Annotated in this window: 18 protein-coding genes and 1 pseudogene; 14 read left to right on the top strand and 5 right to left on the bottom strand. The window is 69.0% G+C overall.

What is annotated here, in order from left to right; all coding sequences use genetic code 11:
* Nucleotides 1–6: 6 nt before the first annotated feature.
* Nucleotides 7–1338, top strand: coding sequence for an aminotransferase class I/II-fold pyridoxal phosphate-dependent enzyme (locus Q2K21_RS22150; protein ID WP_310773703.1), 1332 nt, complete (start codon nt 7–9; stop codon nt 1336–1338).
* Here Q2K21_RS22150 and Q2K21_RS22145 read toward each other — a convergent pair.
* Nucleotides 1335–2348 carry a DMT family transporter gene (locus tag Q2K21_RS22145; protein WP_386277092.1) on the bottom strand — a complete coding sequence of 338 codons (1014 nt, stop codon included), beginning with the start codon at nt 2346–2348 and terminating at the stop codon, nt 1335–1337. The genes Q2K21_RS22150 and Q2K21_RS22145 overlap by 4 nt on opposite strands.
* A gap of 74 nt (nt 2349–2422) precedes the next feature.
* Between Q2K21_RS22145 and Q2K21_RS22140 the strand changes: the two genes are divergently transcribed.
* Nucleotides 2423–3331, top strand: a complete 909-nt coding sequence (locus Q2K21_RS22140) for a LysR family transcriptional regulator (RefSeq protein WP_310773699.1) — start codon at nt 2423–2425, stop codon at nt 3329–3331.
* A gap of 179 nt (nt 3332–3510) precedes the next feature.
* Here the strand turns inward: Q2K21_RS22140 and Q2K21_RS22135 are convergent, their stop codons facing one another.
* Nucleotides 3511–3978: a pyridoxamine 5'-phosphate oxidase family protein gene (locus tag Q2K21_RS22135; protein ID WP_310773698.1), complete on the bottom strand. Its 468-nt coding sequence runs from the start codon at nt 3976–3978 to the stop codon at nt 3511–3513.
* A 160-nt stretch (nt 3979–4138) separates the two neighbouring features.
* Between Q2K21_RS22135 and Q2K21_RS22130 the strand changes: the two genes are divergently transcribed.
* On the top strand, nt 4139–4789 hold the full coding sequence (locus Q2K21_RS22130) for a cysteine hydrolase family protein (RefSeq protein ID WP_310773696.1): 651 nt from the start codon (nt 4139–4141) through the stop codon (nt 4787–4789).
* Nucleotides 4790–4801: 12 nt separating this feature from the next.
* Here Q2K21_RS22130 and Q2K21_RS22125 read toward each other — a convergent pair whose 3' ends face one another.
* On the bottom strand, nt 4802–5269 hold the full coding sequence (locus tag Q2K21_RS22125; protein WP_310773693.1) for a Rieske (2Fe-2S) protein: 468 nt from the start codon (nt 5267–5269) through the stop codon (nt 4802–4804).
* 219 nt (nt 5270–5488) lie between these two features.
* On the opposite strand from Q2K21_RS22125, the gene Q2K21_RS22120 reads away from it, so the two are divergent.
* The 5 genes and pseudogenes from Q2K21_RS22120 to Q2K21_RS22105 all read left to right on the top strand — a co-directional run bounded on the left by Q2K21_RS22120 (nt 5489) and on the right by Q2K21_RS22105 (nt 8599).
* The gene (locus Q2K21_RS22120) at nt 5489–5629 is read left to right on the top strand and encodes a hypothetical protein (protein ID WP_310773692.1); all 141 of its coding nucleotides are present in this window, start codon (nt 5489–5491) and stop codon (nt 5627–5629) included.
* A gap of 35 nt (nt 5630–5664) precedes the next feature.
* On the top strand, nt 5665–6249 hold the full coding sequence (locus Q2K21_RS22115; protein WP_310773690.1) for a hypothetical protein: 585 nt from the start codon (nt 5665–5667) through the stop codon (nt 6247–6249).
* 181 nt (nt 6250–6430) lie between these two features.
* Nucleotides 6431–6763: pseudogene (locus tag Q2K21_RS35880) on the top strand (hypothetical protein); the annotation flags it as partial.
* A 31-nt stretch (nt 6764–6794) separates the two neighbouring features.
* Complete coding sequence (locus Q2K21_RS22110) at nt 6795–7373, top strand: alpha/beta fold hydrolase (protein ID WP_386277085.1); 579 nt, start codon at nt 6795–6797, stop codon at nt 7371–7373.
* Between the two features lie 371 nt (nt 7374–7744).
* Entirely contained in the window at nt 7745–8599 is an 855-nt protein-coding gene (locus Q2K21_RS22105; protein ID WP_310773688.1) for an alpha/beta fold hydrolase, read from the top strand.
* A 54-nt stretch (nt 8600–8653) separates the two neighbouring features.
* Here Q2K21_RS22105 and Q2K21_RS22100 read toward each other — a convergent pair whose 3' ends face one another.
* Nucleotides 8654–9184, bottom strand: a complete 531-nt coding sequence (locus Q2K21_RS22100) for a YbhB/YbcL family Raf kinase inhibitor-like protein (RefSeq protein ID WP_310773687.1) — start codon at nt 9182–9184, stop codon at nt 8654–8656.
* A 382-nt stretch (nt 9185–9566) separates the two neighbouring features.
* Here Q2K21_RS22100 and Q2K21_RS22095 point away from each other — a divergent pair, with 382 nt between their 5' ends.
* Nucleotides 9567–10265 carry a type 1 glutamine amidotransferase domain-containing protein gene (locus Q2K21_RS22095; RefSeq protein ID WP_310773685.1) on the top strand — a complete coding sequence of 233 codons (699 nt, stop codon included), beginning with the start codon at nt 9567–9569 and terminating at the stop codon, nt 10263–10265.
* A 178-nt stretch (nt 10266–10443) separates the two neighbouring features.
* On the opposite strand, the gene Q2K21_RS22090 is transcribed toward Q2K21_RS22095, so the two are convergent.
* Entirely contained in the window at nt 10444–10668 is a 225-nt protein-coding gene (locus Q2K21_RS22090; RefSeq protein ID WP_310773683.1) for a hypothetical protein, read from the bottom strand.
* A gap of 610 nt (nt 10669–11278) precedes the next feature.
* Between Q2K21_RS22090 and Q2K21_RS22085 the strand changes: the two genes are divergently transcribed.
* The 5 genes from Q2K21_RS22085 (at nt 11279) to Q2K21_RS22065 (ending at nt 16046) form a co-directional block, all read left to right on the top strand.
* Nucleotides 11279–12043: a HipA family kinase gene (locus Q2K21_RS22085; RefSeq protein WP_310773682.1), complete on the top strand. Its 765-nt coding sequence runs from the start codon at nt 11279–11281 to the stop codon at nt 12041–12043.
* Nucleotides 12040–12489, top strand: coding sequence for a DUF3037 domain-containing protein (locus tag Q2K21_RS22080; protein ID WP_310773681.1), 450 nt, complete (start codon nt 12040–12042; stop codon nt 12487–12489). Before Q2K21_RS22085 ends, Q2K21_RS22080 begins: the two co-directional genes overlap by 4 nt.
* A 170-nt stretch (nt 12490–12659) precedes the next feature.
* The gene (fabG, locus tag Q2K21_RS22075; protein WP_310773679.1) at nt 12660–13421 is read left to right on the top strand and encodes a 3-oxoacyl-ACP reductase FabG; all 762 of its coding nucleotides are present in this window, start codon (nt 12660–12662) and stop codon (nt 13419–13421) included.
* Nucleotides 13422–13441: 20 nt separating this feature from the next.
* Nucleotides 13442–14203 (top strand): SDR family oxidoreductase, encoded by a 762-nt coding sequence (locus Q2K21_RS22070; RefSeq protein WP_310773678.1) that lies wholly within the window; start codon nt 13442–13444, stop codon nt 14201–14203.
* A 262-nt stretch (nt 14204–14465) separates the two neighbouring features.
* Nucleotides 14466–16046 carry an ABC transporter substrate-binding protein gene (locus tag Q2K21_RS22065; protein WP_310773676.1) on the top strand — a complete coding sequence of 527 codons (1581 nt, stop codon included), beginning with the start codon at nt 14466–14468 and terminating at the stop codon, nt 16044–16046.
* The last annotated feature ends 19 nt before the right edge of the window (nt 16047–16065 follow it).

The raw sequence follows: 16065 nt of genomic DNA, 5'->3' as shown, positions 1-16065 counted from the left end.
TGCTTTGTGCTAGGAGGATATCGGATCGAGGGGCGTGGCGCAGCAGAGATTGCGGCCAGCGTCGAGCGTGCGGTGGGGGCCGGGGAGCTGGAACCGGGACAACTACTTCCGCCCATGCGGGAGTTGGCGGTACAGCTGGGTGTGAATCCCAACACCGTCGCGGCCGCGTACCGCGTCCTGCGCGAGCGCGGAGTCATCGAGACCGCCGGGCGCCGCGGCAGTCGGGTGCGGCCCGCGCCGGCCACGACGGGGCGTGACCACATTCGCGTGGACGTGCCCGAGGGTGTGCGCGACGTGTCGAGCGGCAATCCGGACCCGGCACTGCTGCCGCCGCTGGGGCAGGCGTTCGCGGTGGCGGCGGCACAGGGCGACCGGGCGCCGGTCCTGTACGGGGACGTCGCCGTGGAACCGGAGCTGGCGCGCATCGCCCGGGCCGGCCTGAACGCCGACGGGGTGCCGGAGGGGCCGCTCGCCGTGGTCTCCGGATCGCTCGACGCCGTCGAGCGTGTCCTCGCGGCCCACCTCAAGCCCGGGGACACGGTCGCCGTGGAGGACCCCGGATGGGGCAGGACCCTCGACCTCGTCCCGGCACTCGGGCTGCGCACCGTTCCCGTCGGCGTCGACGACGAGGGACCGCGCCCCGACGACGTACGTGGTGCCCTGGAGGCCGGGGCCCGCGCCCTGATCGTCACGGACCGGGCGCAGAACCCGACCGGTGCGGCGGTGAGCGCCACGCGCGCGCGTGCCCTGCGTTCGGTGCTCCGGGAGCATCCGGGGACCGTGCTGATCGAGGACGACCACGGCCACGGGATCGTCGACGTCCCCCTCCACCCCCTCGCCGGGGTCACCCAGCACTGGGCCTTCGTGCGCTCGGTCGCCAAGGCGTACGGCCCCGACCTGCGGCTCGCCGTACTCACCGGGGACACCGTCACCGTCGACCGGGTCCGGGGGCGGCAGCGGCTGGGGCCCGGGTGGGTGAGCCGGATCGTGCAGCGGGCCGTGGTGCGGCTGTGGGTCGACGGGGCGGTGGACGCGCGCGCGGTGGCGGCGGCGTACGGCGCGCGCCGGGACTCGCTGATCCGTGCGCTCGCCCAGCGCGGTGTCACGGCCCACGGACGCAGCGGGATGAACGTGTGGGTTCCCGTGCCGGACGAGACCGGCGCGGTCGCGCGGCTGCTGCACGCGGGCTGGGCGGTCGCGCCGGGCGGCCGCTTCAGGATGAGCGCGCCGCCCGGCATCCGGATCACGGTCTCGGCGCTGACCGCGGAGGAGACCGGGCCGCTGGCGGACGCGATCGCCTCCGCCGTCGGCCCGGCCCCTGCCCGGAGTTACGTCTAGGGCTGGGGTTCGGCCTCGGATCCGGACCGGGCGGACTGGTGGCGTCTCATCGGATGCCTTGTCGGGCCGGTCTGGGTCAGCGCCGCGCCCGCCAGTACGATCACCGCGCCGACCGGGGTCGACCAGGTCAGCGACTCGTCCAGGACCGCGACGCCCGCCGCGGTGGCGATGACCGGGATGAAGTACGTGACCATCGCCGCCGTCGTCGGGCCGACCTCGGCGACCAAGCCGTACTGGATCAGCATGGCCAGCCCGGTGCCCAGGGCGCCCAGGGCGGCGATCGCGAGCAGCGGGACGACCGGGAAGCGGCTCGGCAGGGCGGTGAACAGCGGGGTGACCAGGGCGAGTTGGACGGTGGCCAGCAGTAGCTGCGCGCCGGTCAGCGACAGATGGGAGTGGCCCGTCCCGGCCAGGGTGCGGCGGACGTAGATCCAGCCGACCGGGTAGCTGAGCGAGGCGAGCAGAGCCATCGTGGTGCCTGTCAGGTCCAGGCCGCCGAAGCCCTGCCAGGCGCCGAGCACCGTCAGCACGCCGAGGAAGCCGATGCCCAGCCCCGCGACCCGGCGCCGCGTCGGCCGGTCCTCGGACAACGCGACCAGGGACAGGACCATGCCCCACAGCGGCGAGGTCGCGTTGCAGATTCCGGCGAGCGTCGACGGGATCGTCAGCTCCGCGTAGGCGAAGAGCGAGAACGGCAGCGCGTTGAGCAGGAACGCCGCGACCGTGAGATGTCCCCAGACGCGGGCGCCGCGCGGCAGGCGCTCGCGCCGGACGGCCAGCGTGGCCGCGAGCACCGCCGTGCCGAACACCAGGCGGCCGAGCGTGACCTGGAACGGGGCGTACGCCTCGGTCCCGACCTTGATCAGCAGAAAGCTGAAGCCCCAGATCAGCGAGAGGACGCCGAAGCGGATCCGCCAGTCGAGGGCGGGCCGGCGACGGGGCGGAGAGGTGGTGGCGGAGGAGGGGGAGGGGGCGGAGGTGGTGGGTGGCCGGCTGGCGACGGGGCTCATGGGCGTAACGATGGCGCAGCCGATGTCGTAGCACAATCGAGATTTCGCGCCGGGTACCTCGTAGTATTGCTTACGTGTTGAACCTGGAGCGCCTGCGCACCCTCGACGCCCTGGCCCGGCACGGTTCCGTCAGCGGCGCGGCCGAGGGGCTGCACGTCACGACGTCGGCCGTCTCCCAGCAGATGGCGAAGCTGGAGCGGGAGGTGGGGCAGCGGCTCCTGGCCAAGAACGGGCGGGGCGTGCGGCTCACCGACGCCGGCCGGCTGCTCGCCGATCACGCGGCGCGCATCCTCTCGCAGGTCGAACTCGCCCAGGCCGACCTGGAGGCCCAGCGTGGGCAGGTGGCCGGCGAGCTGCGTCTGTCGGCCTTTCCGACGGCCGCGCGCGGACTGTTCCCGACCGCGCTGGCCGCGCTGCGCGCCGAGCACCCCGCGCTGCGGCTGCGCTCCTGCGAGCTGGAGCCCGAGGCCGGAATCGCCGGAGTGGTGCGCGGCGACCTCGATCTCGCGGTGGTCCTCGACTGGTACAACAAGCCGATGCCGCTGCCCGAGGGCCTGGTGAAGGCGGCGATCCTCGACGACCCGGCGGACGTGGCGATGCCGGCCGGGCACCGGCTCGCCGACCGGGCGGAGGTGGACCTCGGGGAGTTCGCCGACGACGAGTGGATCACCTGGCGCGAGAGCGACTTCTGTCACGAGTGGCTGATGTTCACCCTGCGCTCCAAGGGCATCGAGCCCCGCATCGGCCACCGAGCCGCCGAGACGCATACGCAGCTGGCGCTCGTCGCCGCCGGGCTCGGCGTGTGCATCGCACCGCTGCTCGGGCGCGATCCGATGCCGGCCGGGGTCGTGACCGTGCCGGTGCGCCAGCGGGTACGGCGGCACGTCTACGTGGTGTGGCGGGCCGACGCCGACCGCCGCCCGTCGATCCGGACGGCGGTGGAGGCGCTGAGGACGGCGGGGCAGGCCGTCTCGGCCGACTGAGCGGCGAGAGAAGGCCCAAGCACGCGGCTGCGGTGCGCCCGGCGGTTCGTCCGAGCGGGCGACTGCGGTACGCCCGGTGGTTCGTCCGAGCGCGCGGCTGCGGTGCGCCCGGTGGTTCGTCCGAGCGGGCGGCCGTGAAAGGTTCGCCCCGGCGGCTGCCGAACGCCCCGCCGCGTGGGCTACAGCGAACCCAGCTTGCGGAAGTCCCAGGAGACGATCTTCTTTGGCGTCAGCCGGATCCACGCGTGGCGGCCGTCGTACGGCATCTCCTCCAGACCGAAGTTCTTGCGCGCGAACAGCGTCTCCGGGGCGTCGAGTTCGGCGCACAGGTCTCCGGTGCGGGGGATCTCGCCCACGAACTCCGCTGTGCCGGACAGCTCGGCGCCTCGTAGCTGCTCGTACTCCTCGCCCGTGTCGATGACGACGGCGATCCGCGGATCGCGGCTCAGATCGGCCCAGCGCTTGCTGCGGACGACGGAGTACAGCCACAGCGAGGTGCCGTCCCACGCGAACCACAGGGCGCTCACATGCGGGGCGCCGTCGGCCGACACGGTGGCCACTCGGCAGGTGCGCTGGGTGGTGAGGAATTCGTCCAGCTCACCCGATGTCATCATGATCTTCCGGCCCCGGCGCTGAGTGTCGGACATCCGGTCCCCCTCTTCTTCTCCCACGTCGTGCCAGAGAGATCCTCTGACATCACGTCAGAAAAGAATGGGTGGTCTTCCGCCAACCCGCAATGGTCGTACTTCCGTCCGCCCGCAACGGTCGCTACTCTCGCCCGTCCGACCGTCGACGACAAGGGGAGCCATGCCGTCGTACGAACAGCTCAGCCAACTCCTGGACCCACGGACCACGGTCCTGCTCACCGTCGAGTGCCAGCAGGGCGTCGTCGGTCCGGACAGCGCGCTGCCCGAACTGGCCAGGGAGGCGCGCTCATCGGGTGCGCTCGCCAACGTGGCCCGGCTGGTCGCGGCCGCTCACGAATGCGGGACGCAGGTGATCCACGCGATCGCCGAACGCCGGCCGGACGGCCGCGGTGCCAGCCGCAACGCCCGCCTCTTCCGCGCGGCCGAACGGCTCCCGGTCCAGCAGCTGTCCGGCACCACGGCGGTGCGCGTCGCCGCGCCCATCGAGGTGGCCGAGGAGGACTTCGTCGTACGCCGGCTGCACGGACTGTCGCCCCTCGCGGGCACCGAGGTCGACGCGCTGCTGCGCAACCTGGGCTGCCGCACCCTGATCGTCACGGGCGTCTCGGCCAACGTGGCGATCCCCAACGCGGTGTTCGACGCGGTCAACCGCGGCTACACCGCCCTCGTACCCGCGGACGCCATCGCGGGGGTGCCCTCCGACTACACCCCCGCGATGATCCGCAACACGCTCGCACTGGTCGCCACGGTCGCGACCACGGACGAGGTGCTGGCCTGCCTCAAGCCACCGCGCCGGGGGGCACGGGCGTGAGGGGGCGCGAGGTCACGCGAGCTTGATCTCGTCCCCGGACACGGTGATGTTCGCGGCGGCCAGCGGCTGGGTGGCGGGACCCTTCTTCACACTGCCGTCGGTGGCGGAGAACTGGCTGTTGTGGCACGGGCAGGTGATCACGCCGTTCGAGATGTCCTTCACCGCGCAGCCCGCGTGGGTGCACTTGGACGAGAAGGCCTTGTACTGGCCCGCAGCCGGCTGGGTCACCACCACGCCCTGGGCCTCGAAAACCTTGCCGCCGCCCTCGGGGATGTCGGAGGTCTTCGCGAGCACCGTGCCGCCGGAGCCGGCCGCCGCGTTGTCGCCTCCGCCGGTGCTGCCGCTGCTCACGCTGCTGCTGGAGTTGTCGTCCGAGCCTCCACACGCGGTCAGCGCGACGGCGAGTCCCGTCGCGCCGACCGCCGCCACGACGGTGCGGCGGGCCGGTGCCGAGACGGGCTGAAACGATTCGCTGGTCATGCTGACGTTCCCTTCCACGGATGTTTCGTAGACACGGAGGTCTGTGAGATCTGCACGGTGGTACGGCCTGCGGGCAATGGCCGTTCAGACGGTGTCGAGATCTTGACGCCTTCGAGATGAGGCGGACGTAAAACACAGCTGTCGCCTCGCTGTCAGCCCGGCACAGGGACGCCGACAGGTCGCCTCCTGCGTCCGCCGGCACGCCAGGAACCTGGGGCGATGCTCAAGGAAGTCATCGCGACCCGCTACATCACGCCGCTGCGTGAAGGAGGCTCGCTATATTTGCGGACCTACGGGAATCCTGGGGCCGAAGCACAGGTCTCGATGCAGCATGAAGGCGGCGCCCCCGCCAGAGCGTGAACTCGGGAAGGTCGGGTGGTTGGCCTGACAGGCTTGTGAAGTGCCGCGACCGGGCCGCCCGTAAGAGCAGCGGGCGGAGCCACCTCGCGGCGCTCGCCTCCGAGGCCGTGGACCCGCCCCCGCCCCCGCCCGACCCCTCGTTGCCGAAGAACGATCCCGTCGAGGTGGCGGGGCTCGGGACGTATCCGCGCCATCTCCTGGCGAACACCATGGCGTTCAACGTCTTCTGTCACCTGCGCAACGACCTGCTCGCCCCGGACGGCCCGCTCCCGTTCAAGCTGCCGGAACCGACCGACGACCAGGTCGCCTCCGCCATCGACTTCATGCTCGCCGGCCTTCCACGGATGCAGGGATCCGCACTCACCGCCACCGTCCGCCGGCCCCTCGTCCTCGACTTGACCGGACCGGGCGCGACCACCATCACGATCCTCCCCGCGACCGCACCGGATGGACAGTTGACCGTGACATCTGGAGCGGACTCCACCGCCACCCGGATCCACAGCACGGCCCTCGACTTCATCGCCTGGGCCACCACCCGCAAACCCTGGCGCGACCGCTGCCACATCACCGGGGACACACACGCCGCGACCCCGTTCCTCGACCACCTGAACATCATTTAGACACGGTTCCTTCGGCTGCCAGCCAATGGGCAAGGATCGCCGCTGTCTCGACGCGCCATCCGCAAGGCGCTGATGTTCTATCCGGCCGGGTACTCGCCGACGGAGAATCAGCGCTATCCGCCCCGGACCTCGACGCGACTGAGTGATGCACGTCCGATGAATTCTCGTACTTCGAGAAGGAATGGAACAAAGAGTGCAGCAAGGCGAAGCGCGACAGGAGCCTCCCTGGGAAACCGGGGGAGGTTCGAAATCTCTTCCCGCGGGGATCGGCTGGACCGGCCTGCTGACCGCTCATATGCGGGCCGTCGAGAGCCGCAGGAAGGACCGTCTCTTCGACGATGCGCCGGCCACCGCAACGGTCGATCTCGTGCGCGGAACCATCCGCACGGATCCGGATGCCCCGCTCCCGACCGGGCCCGAGCGGGACAGCGGTGACCTCACCGAGGCCTGGTACATGCTGGCGACCTACCTGGGCGTCCGTACCCGCTACTACGACGAACGTGTTCTTGCCGCCGCTGCGGCAGGAATGCGCCAAGGGGTCATCGTTGCGGCTGGATTCGACTCGAGAGCCGTCTGCCTCGGCCTGCCGCAGCGGCCGGGCCTGGGAGCGCCAAGAACGCGCCCTGCTGGCGGCCGGGCGTCGGGTCGTCACCTACGACCGGCGTGGTTTCGGCCGCTCGAGCCAGCCCGCCACCGGCTACGACACCTTCGCCGCCGACCTGGACAAGCTTCTGACCACCCTGGACCTGCGGGACATCGATCTCGCCGGGCACTCCATGGGCGCCGGCGAAGTCGCCCGCTATCTGGGCCCCTTCGGGTCCGGCCGGGTTACGGCGGGCCGCGATCATCTCCGGGGTGACGCCGTACCTGGCGCGTCACCCATCGGAACCGTCGCCAGCGTCATCCCTTCGAACGAGTACGTGGCCATCGAGGGCGCCGTCCACGGCCTGTGCTGGGCGCACGCCGACGATGTCAATGCCCAGTTGCTCAGGTTCTTCGCCGACCAGGGTCGGCCTGACCTCAGAACGTACGCGCCGCCTGGAGGGCGTGGCTGGACGAACTGGGGATCGAGCACACTCGGGTCAAGGATGAAAATGCTGCACCTGGCACCGGCGGCGTCCTGATTTCAAGCAACACCGAGTCTCATCCGCTCCAACAGGCAGTCGGTGAGGGGGTTGTTCCATGCCATCGCAGGTGTCGACCGCAGGACCCTCGGGCTGATCGCGGAACGCGAGAGGCCGACCTCCCTGGAATCTGGCGACGAATTCTTTCCCACCACAGCCCGCGGCAGCGATGCCGCTGGATTCTCTCTCTTGGCCACCTGGGCGTCCAGATGAGAATAAATAGCCCCGTGGAGGAGCGGCTTGGTGGGCGGGTGCACTTGGCACAACCGATTGAGTTCACTCGGATGGCCCCTGCACGGGGACAAGCCATCAGGTGCCATCGAATATGGAATCCCGGGCGTCGTCCGACGTCCCCGCACCGAAGGACCGGCATGCGAATATCCCGCGCGTCCCGCCGCACCGTGAACATTGCCCGTTGGGGTGCGGCTCTTCTGGCCGTATCGGGTATCACCTCCGGACTGACAGCCGAAACGGCACGGGCTGGTGGTCCGGGCGGTGATCCCGGCCGGGAGAAGCCCACCATCGTGCTCGTGCACGGCGCCTTCGCCGACGCGTCGAGCTGGAACGGTGTCGTGCAGCGGCTCCAGCAGAACGGCTACACGGTGGCCGCACCGGCCAACCCGCTCCGCGGCATTCCCCAGGACTCGACCTACCTCGCAAGCTTCCTGAAGTCCGTCAAGGGACCGATCGTCCTGGTCGGCCATTCCTACGGCGGAGAGGTGATCTCCCAGGCCGCCGTCGGAAACGACAACGTCAAGGCCCTCGTCTACATCAATGCGATCATGCCGGATGCGGGAGAGTCCTTCTCCAGCCTCTCCGCGAAGTTCGCTCCCGCCCCGCTCACCAAGGCCCTGAAGCAGGTGCCCTTCCGCAACGGTGACGGCACCACCGGCACGGACGTCTACGTACAGCCGGACAAACTGCACGAGGTCTTCGCCGCCGACCTGCCCACGAGTCAGACCGACATCCTGGGCGCCACCCAGCGCCCGATCGCGCTCTCGGCGTTCGCGGACAAGCTCACCGGCGCCGCATGGCGGAACAAGCCCGTATACGTCCTTGTCGGCAGACAGGACCAGGCGATCAATCCGGCCCTGGAGCTGTTCGAGGCGAAGCGGGCGAATGCCCGTAAGACAGTGGAGATCAACTCCTCGCACGTTTCCCTGGTTTCCCACCCGCAGGCGGTCAAGAACCTGATCGTCGACGCCGCCGAGGACTGGAAGCAGTAGGGCGATTGCATGAGGGCCCGTCAGCGCGCTGACGGGCCCTCATGAACGATCGGGCTAGGCCCGCTCAAAGGTGCCGTAGAGGGTCGCCCTCGCGATTCCGTGGCTGAACAGGAGGAACTCCAGGTAGGCAGGGGTTGTTTTCCCGGACACATCTAGTTCTTCCACGTCGACGGCATGCACCACGAGGAAGTAGCGGTCCGGACCATTGCCTGGAGGCGTTGCCGGACCGAGGTACCTTCGGTAGCCGGCGTCGTTGACCAGTGTCACCGCGCCACCCGGTAGATCCCTGCCGTCTCCCACCCCGGCCGGAAGGTCGGTCACGGAGGCAGGCAGGTTGGCCACAGCCCAATGCCAGAAGCCCGAAGCGGTAGGCACATCGGGGTCGAACATCGCCACAGTGAAACTCCGCGTCTCCTCGGGAAAACCGGACCAGCTCAGCTGCGGTGAGATGTCCAATCCGCCTGCTCCCAGGATGCCGCTCACCTGCTCGCGGGCCAGTTGCTCGCCGTTGGCCACGGAATCGGAGGTCAACGAGAAGGTCCTGATCGGCGGCATGAAATCGTAGGGGCCATAGGGTTTGATCACGGCAATCCTCCGAAATTTTCTACTGAGTCAGTCCTCGTTGTGCCGCAGTGTCGGCGACGGCCGAATTTGGGGCCGCATAAATCCGGATGCCTTCACTGGAGACTCCCGCTTTCGCAGGCAATCGCATTGGCTACTTCATGGTGGTGGATCTGCCTGGAATGGACGTAGCGAGACTCTTTCCCTTGATATTCAAATCCCGGTGTTCGTGTCGCGCTGATTTTATGTTTCGGTGCCAGAATTCTATTGCTCATATACGCTACGCGTGCATAGATCGGTCGCAAGTTGCAGATTTCAAGATGTCTACTCACACTTGTCGCGTAGGTATCAAACTGGTCGTTCTGTGCCTCCGGGTGACGTCGTCAAGAGGAGCGAGGAGCATCCCATGGCCAAGATCCTGTGCGTGATGACCGGCGCAAGTTATTGGACCCTGAAGGACGGGCATCGGCACCCCACCGGGTACTGGGCCGAGGAGTTCGTGGCGCCTTACACCGTGTTCACCGATGCCGGACACGAGGTCACCGTGGCAACTCCGCGGGCGGTCGTACCCGTTGTGGACACGATGAGCCTGCGGCCCGGAATGGCGGGCGGCGAGGAAAACTCCCTCCGGGAGGAGGCCGTGATCGAGAAGGCGGAGGAGCTGCGGCACCCCATCTCCCTGAAGGAGGTACGTCTCGAGGACTATGACGCGGTCTACTACCCCGGAGGCCATGGCCCGATGGAAGACCTTGCGGTCGACCCGGACTCCGGGGCGCTCCTGCGGGAGGCCCTCGCTTCCGGCAAACCACTCGGCGTCGTCTGCCATGCCCCGGCTGCCTTCCTCGCGACCCGTGACGCGAACGGCGACACGCCTTTCGCGAACTACCGTGTAGCGGGATTCTGCAACGAGGAGGAGGCCGGAGTCGGATTCGCCGACAAGGCCAAGTGGCTCCTGGAGGACGAGCTGAAGAAGCTGCCCACGGATTATTCGCGGGGTCCCGCCTGGGAGCCCTACACGGTCGTGGACCGCAACCTCATCACCGGGCAGAACCCCGCGTCTTCAGGACCCCTCGCCAAGCTACTCGTCAAGGCTCTATCGGCCTAAAGGATCTACCTGATTCCGCATCCGGCGGTGGGGGCTCTTGCGGGGTGAGGGGGTGAGCCATCGGCTCTGGCTCCGCTGCGGCCGTGCTCGCGCGGGCAGGAGGCGGCGGTGTCCGGACGAACCCACCGGCCGTCCGCGCGGAAGTCGGGTGACACGGCGTCCCGTCTGGAGGCATCCATCACTTCGGGACGAGAACAGTGTGGCCGGGGGATACGTTCGGGTTGCCGTTGCCGTTGCCGTTGCCGTTGCCGTTGCCGTTGCCGTTGCCGTTGCCGTTGCCGTTGCCGTTGCCGTTGCCGTTGCCGTTGCCGTTGCCGTTGCCGTTGCCGTTGCCGTTGCCGTCACGGCTGGCTCCGGCCTGGGGCAGCGCGATCGCGCCTCGAAGGACGGCAACTGGGCGCACGACCGGGGGGTGACGCGGCCGTACAGCCCGGAGATGAGGAACCGGGTCGGCCGCCAAGGCCACCCGCTGACCAACTCCCACACGCCATCGCCGCCGCCACCGCAGCCCAACGGGCCCGGTGGCGGTGACATGTGGCGCCTGGCGTGCGCACGACCTGATGCAGGCCCCACTCCCGGATCCGAGGTGGGGAGATCAACAGAGCAGGTCTGTCCGTCTGCTGAGCACCCGGTGGGGATTTTCAGGGCATGGGATCCGGCGGACGGTGAGACTCAAGAGCCTGAGACTGACGGCGGAGGCCGGCTTCGTGACGTTCAGGCCACGTCCCTCGGTCCATTCCGCGGCCCGAGTGGCGAAGGCGCGGCCACGGATGCGCTGGGGCTCGGGCACTCTTCGCCGGCTGTCACGCTTGGTTACTATGCTCACTTCATGCCGGAGGCCGGAAGCAAGGGGCGCGCCGCCATTGATCGGCTGCTCGGTAGGGAGGGGGATCGGCGTGCCGGCCGAAACTCCCCAGATTCTCCCCAGGGCTGATCGATGACGGTTCCCTTGGTTGCACACACTTGAGGTTGACCGTGGAATGTAAGGCAAAAGAGTCGTTGGGTCTGGGAAAGTGTTGACGGGGGTCACTGCGACCCGTTACATCACGCCGCTGCGTGAGGGTGGTTCGCTGCCGGGCCTTGTCGAGGCAGACGACCTCGGCACGTACGTCATGAAGTTCACCGGCGCGGGACAGGGCCGCAAGACACTCGTCGCCGAAGTCGTCTGCGGCGAGCTTGCCCGCCGGCTGGGATTCCGGATGCCCCGGCTGGTGACGATCGAGCTGGACCCGTTGCTGGGGCTCGGCGAGCCCGACCAGCAGGTGCAGGAGCTGCTGAAGTCCAGCGGCGGCACCAACCTCGGCATGGACTTCCTTTCCGGTGCCCTCGGCTTCGACCCGCTCGCCTTCGGGGTGTGCGCCGAGGAGGCCGGGCGGATCGTCTGGTTCGACGCGCTGATCAACAACGTCGACCGGTCCTGGCGCAACCCCAACCTGCTGATGCACCGGGGCGAACTGTGGCTCATCGACCACGGTGCGACCATGATCTGGCACCACAACTGGCCCGGCGCCGAGGCCTCCGCGGCCCGGCCCTACGACGCCTCGGACCATGCCCTCGGCCGCTTCGCCCCGGATGTCGCCCGGGCCGCCGCCGAGTTGGCGCCCCTGGTCACCGAGGAGCTCCTCGCCGAGGTCACCGCCGAGATCCCCGACGTATGGCTGGCCGACGAACCCGGCTTCGACGCACCCGACGACCTTCGGCGGGCCTACGCGCGGCCGCTGCTGGCACGGGCCGCCGTCATCCATGAGCGCATCAACGGCATCGAGGGGGGCAAGTGAGCGAGCACCACATCCACATGGCCGGCCATGTGACCGAGCGTCACATCATCAGGGCGGGCCAGGGCGGCGACCGGGACGTCTTCGAGTACGCCCTGCTGCGCGTCGTACCGCGCGTCGAGCGCGGCGAGTGCATCAACGCGGGCGTGATCGTGTACTGCCGGGCCAAGGCCTACGTCGGTGCCCGGACCCACCTCGACGAGGCCAGGCTGCTGGCCCTCGATCCGGACGCGGACGTGGTCGGCGTACGGGCCGCGCTCGGTGCGGTCGAGGGTGTCTGCGCCGGGGGAGCGGCGGCCGGGCAGGCGGCGCAGGACGACCCCGGGCGGCGGTTCCGCTGGCTGATCGCGCCCCGCTCCACGGTCGTGCAGCCCGGCCCCGTGCACACCGGACTGACCGTGGATCCGGCGGCCGAGACGGAGCGGTTGCTGGACCTGCTGGTGAGGTAATGGATCACACGCACCGGGTGTGCCGTTGACACCGGGTGCCAGGGCTTCTAGCGTCACGTCTGCTGAAGGTACTAAGCGGTCGCTCATCTGACGGGCGTACCGTGGGAGCCGCAGGCTTTCCGCAGGCATTCCAGGCGTTCCAGGCTTTCCAAGGGCGAGGAGAACCAGCAATGTCCACCACTGAGCAGCGGGTCGCGGTCGTGACCGGCGGCGCGCGCGGCATCGGCGCCGCCACCGCCGTACGACTGGCCGCCGAGGGTCGTGCCGTCGCGGTGATCGACCTCGACGAGGCCGCGTGCAAGGACACCGTGGAGAAGATCACCGCCGCGGGTGGCAAGGCCATCGCGGTCGGCGCGGACGTCTCGGACGAGGCGCAGGTCGAGGCGGCCGTCGCGCGGGTCGTCGAGGAGCTGGGCGCGCCGACGATCCTCGTCAACAACGCCGGTGTGCTCCGCGACAACCTGTTGTTCAAGATGACGGCCGCCGACTGGGACACCGTCCTGAACGTGCACCTGCGCGGCTCGTTCCTGATGACCAAGGCCGTCCAGAAGCACATGGTGGACGCGGGCTTCGGCCGTATCGTCAACCTGTCCTCCTCCTCCGCGCTGGGCAACCGCGGCCAGGCCAACTACTCCGCCGCGAAGGCCGGTCTGCAGGGCTTCACCAAGACCCTCGCCATCGAGCTGGGCAAGTTCGGCATCACCGCCAACGCCGTCGCCCCCGGCTTCATCGCCACGGACATGACCGCCGCGACCGCCGCGCGCGTCGGCATGGGCTTCGAGGACTTCAAGGCCGCCGCCGCCACCCAGATCCCCGTGCAGCGCGTCGGCGAGCCCGAGGACATCGCCAACGCCATCGCCTTCTTCACGGGCGAAGCGGCCGGCTTCGTCTCCGGCCAGGTGCTGTACGTCGCCGGCGGACCGCTCGACTAGGAACACTGGGGAACACGGACATGACTGAACTCCCCGAGCTTTCGGGCAAGGTCGCCCTCGTTACGGGCGCCAGCCGCGGCATCGGCTACGGCGTCGCCGAGGCACTGGTCGCGCGCGGCGACCGCGTCGTCATCACCGGCCGCAACGAGGAAGCCCTCAAGGAGGCCGTCGAGAAGCTCGGTGGCGACCGGGTCATCGGCGTCGCGGGCAAGGCGCACGACGAGACCCACCAGGCCGCCGCCGTCGAGCGCGCCATGGAGGCCTTCGGCCGCGTCGACTTCCTGGTCAACAACGCCGGTACGAACCCGGTGTTCGGACCCATGGCGGACCTCGATCTGAACGTCGCACGCAAGGTGTTCGAGACCAACGTGATCTCGGCGCTCGGCTTCGCGCAGCGGACCTGGCACGCCTGGCAGAAGGACAACGGCGGCGCGATCGTCAACATCACCTCGATTGCGGGCCTTGCGCCCTCGCCCTTCATCGGCGCATACGGCGTGAGCAAGGCCGCGATGATCAACCTGACCCAGCAGCTGGCGCACGAGTTCGCGCCCAAGGTGCGGGTCAACGCGATCGCGCCCGCCGTGGTGAAGACCAAGTTCGCGCAGGCCCTGTACGAGGGCCGGGAGGCGGAGGCCGCCGCGGCCTACCCGCTCGGCCGGCTCGGCGTCCCCTCCGACATCGGCGGCGCGGCCGCGTTCCTGACGTCGGACCAGTCCGACTGGGTCACGGGGCAGACACTCGTCGTCGACGGCGGCATCTTCCTCAACGCCGGAGTCGCATGAGATGAGCCCCCGACACGGGCGCCGGTGGACAGAGACGGCGCCCGTGTCGTGATGCAAAGGGTGCCGGTGTCGTGGACACGAATGCCGCCCATGTCGTGGACACAAATGGCGCCCGTGTCGACGTACAAGCGACACTCAGACCGATGACAACGTCGTCATATACGCGCTGATCAAGAGCCCTCCGCGAACCAGGTCCTCTCGGGCGGACGCTGCGGTAGGGTCTGCCGCCGACCCCTGGTACGGCAGATCGAGGAGTGTGCGCGTGTTCAACCGGAACCGTTTGCTGCGTCGGCTGGCGGCGATCACGTCCATATCCCTGGTGGCCGGTTGCGGTGTGCTTTCCTCGGGGTCCTCCGACAAGCAGGGGCCGATCGTCGTGGGCACCACCAGTTCGCCGACCACGCTGGACCCCGCCGCCTCCTGGGACAGTTCCTGGGAGCTGTTCCGCAACGTCTACCAGACCCTGCTGAACTACCCCGACGGCGCGACCGAGCCGGCGCCCGACGCCGCCGAGAGCTGCGGGTTCACCGACCGGACGAACCTGGCGTACCGGTGCGTCCTGCACAACGGCCTCACGTTCTCCAACGGGGACAAGCTCGACGCCCGGTCCGTTAAGTACTCGATCGACCGGATCAGGCGGATCAACGTGTCCGGCGGCCCGGCGGGCCTTCTGGGCACTCTCGACCGGGTCGATGTGAAGGGCGACCGGGAAGTCGTCTTCCACCTCAAAGAGGCGGACGCCACCTTCCCGTTCATCCTCGCCACGCCGGCCATGTCGATCGTCGACCCGGCCGACTACTCGGCCACGTTGGTGCGCAAGGACGGCAAGATCACCGGGTCCGGACCGTACGCGCTGCAGTCCTACCAAGAGGGCAAGGAGGCCCGACTCGTCGGGAACAGCCGCTACAAGGGCTACGCGGACCGGAAGAACGACGAGGTCACCATCCGTTACTTCCAGGACTCCGCCGGCATGGTGAACGCCCTCAAGGACCGGAAGATCGACGTCACGTACCGCGGTCTCGCCGCCTCCGACATCGTCTCCCTCCAGAGCCGCGAGTCCGACGACGGCATCCACCTGGTGGAGAACTCGGGCATCGAGATCTCCTACCTGGTCTTCAACCCGAAGGACCCGTGGGCCGGCAAGGCCGCCGTGCGCAGGGCAGTGGCCCAGGTCGTGGACCGGGCGGCGGTCGCCCACAATGTCTACAAGGACACCGTCGAACCGCTCTACTCCATGGTCCCGGCGGGGCTGACCGGGCACACCACCTCCTTCTTCGACGCCTTCGGCGAGCCCAGCACCTCCAAGGCGCGCAAGATCCTCTCCGAGGCGGGCATCACCGGGCGCGTCCCGCTGACCCTCTGGTACACCACCGACCGCTACGGCTCCGAGACCGCGCCGGAGTTCCGCGAGCTCAAGCGTCAGCTCGACGGGTCCGGTCTCTTCCAGGTCACCCTCAAGGGCCGTCCCTGGAAGACGTACGTGGAGGGCTACCGGAAGGGCGAGTACCCGGTGTTCGGCCGTGGGTGGTTCCCCGACTTCCCGGACCCCGACAACTACATCGCGCCCTTCGTGGGCGACCAGAACGCCCTGGGTACGCCCTATCCGCAGCCGGAGATCACCGGGGTGCTGCTGCCCCAGTCCCGGCGCGAGAGCGACCGCGCCAACGTGGTCAGGGAGTTCGAGCAGGCCCAGAAGATCCTCGTCGACGACGCCCGGTTGCTGCCGCTGTGGCAGGGCAAGCAGTTCCTCGCGGTCAACGAGGACATTTCCGGCGGGGAGCGGGCGCTCGACCCGTCGACGATCATGATGATGTGGGAGCTGTCCCGCAAGACCAGCTGGTAGCCCCGGCCCGCACGGGGTT

The organism is Streptomyces sp. CGMCC 4.7035 (assembly GCF_031583065.1).
GTDB lineage: Bacteria > Actinomycetota > Actinomycetes > Streptomycetales > Streptomycetaceae > Streptomyces > Streptomyces yaanensis.
The sequence above is the reverse complement of the archived record's forward strand: the minus strand, read 5'-3'. Positions and strand labels throughout refer to the sequence as shown.

Bases quoted from the DNA above. Each gene is read 5' to 3' on its own strand.
- Q2K21_RS22070 (WP_310773678.1), top strand. From the start codon at position 13,442: ATGACTGAACTCCCCGAGCTTTCGGGCAAGGTCGCCCTCGTTACGGGC.
- Q2K21_RS22095 (WP_310773685.1), top strand. From the start codon at position 9,567: ATGGCCAAGATCCTGTGCGTGATGACCGGCGCAAGTTATTGGACCCTG.
- Q2K21_RS22105 (WP_310773688.1), top strand. From the start codon at position 7,745: ATGCGAATATCCCGCGCGTCCCGCCGCACCGTGAACATTGCCCGTTGG.
- Q2K21_RS22135 (WP_310773698.1), bottom strand. From the start codon at position 3,978: ATGTCCGACACTCAGCGCCGGGGCCGGAAGATCATGATGACATCGGGT.
- Q2K21_RS22145 (WP_386277092.1), bottom strand. From the start codon at position 2,348: ATGAGCCCCGTCGCCAGCCGGCCACCCACCACCTCCGCCCCCTCCCCC.
- fabG (WP_310773679.1), top strand. From the start codon at position 12,660: ATGTCCACCACTGAGCAGCGGGTCGCGGTCGTGACCGGCGGCGCGCGC.
- Q2K21_RS22125 (WP_310773693.1), bottom strand. From the start codon at position 5,269: ATGACCAGCGAATCGTTTCAGCCCGTCTCGGCACCGGCCCGCCGCACC.
- Q2K21_RS22130 (WP_310773696.1), top strand. From the start codon at position 4,139: ATGCCGTCGTACGAACAGCTCAGCCAACTCCTGGACCCACGGACCACG.
- Q2K21_RS22120 (WP_310773692.1), top strand. From the start codon at position 5,489: ATGCTCAAGGAAGTCATCGCGACCCGCTACATCACGCCGCTGCGTGAA.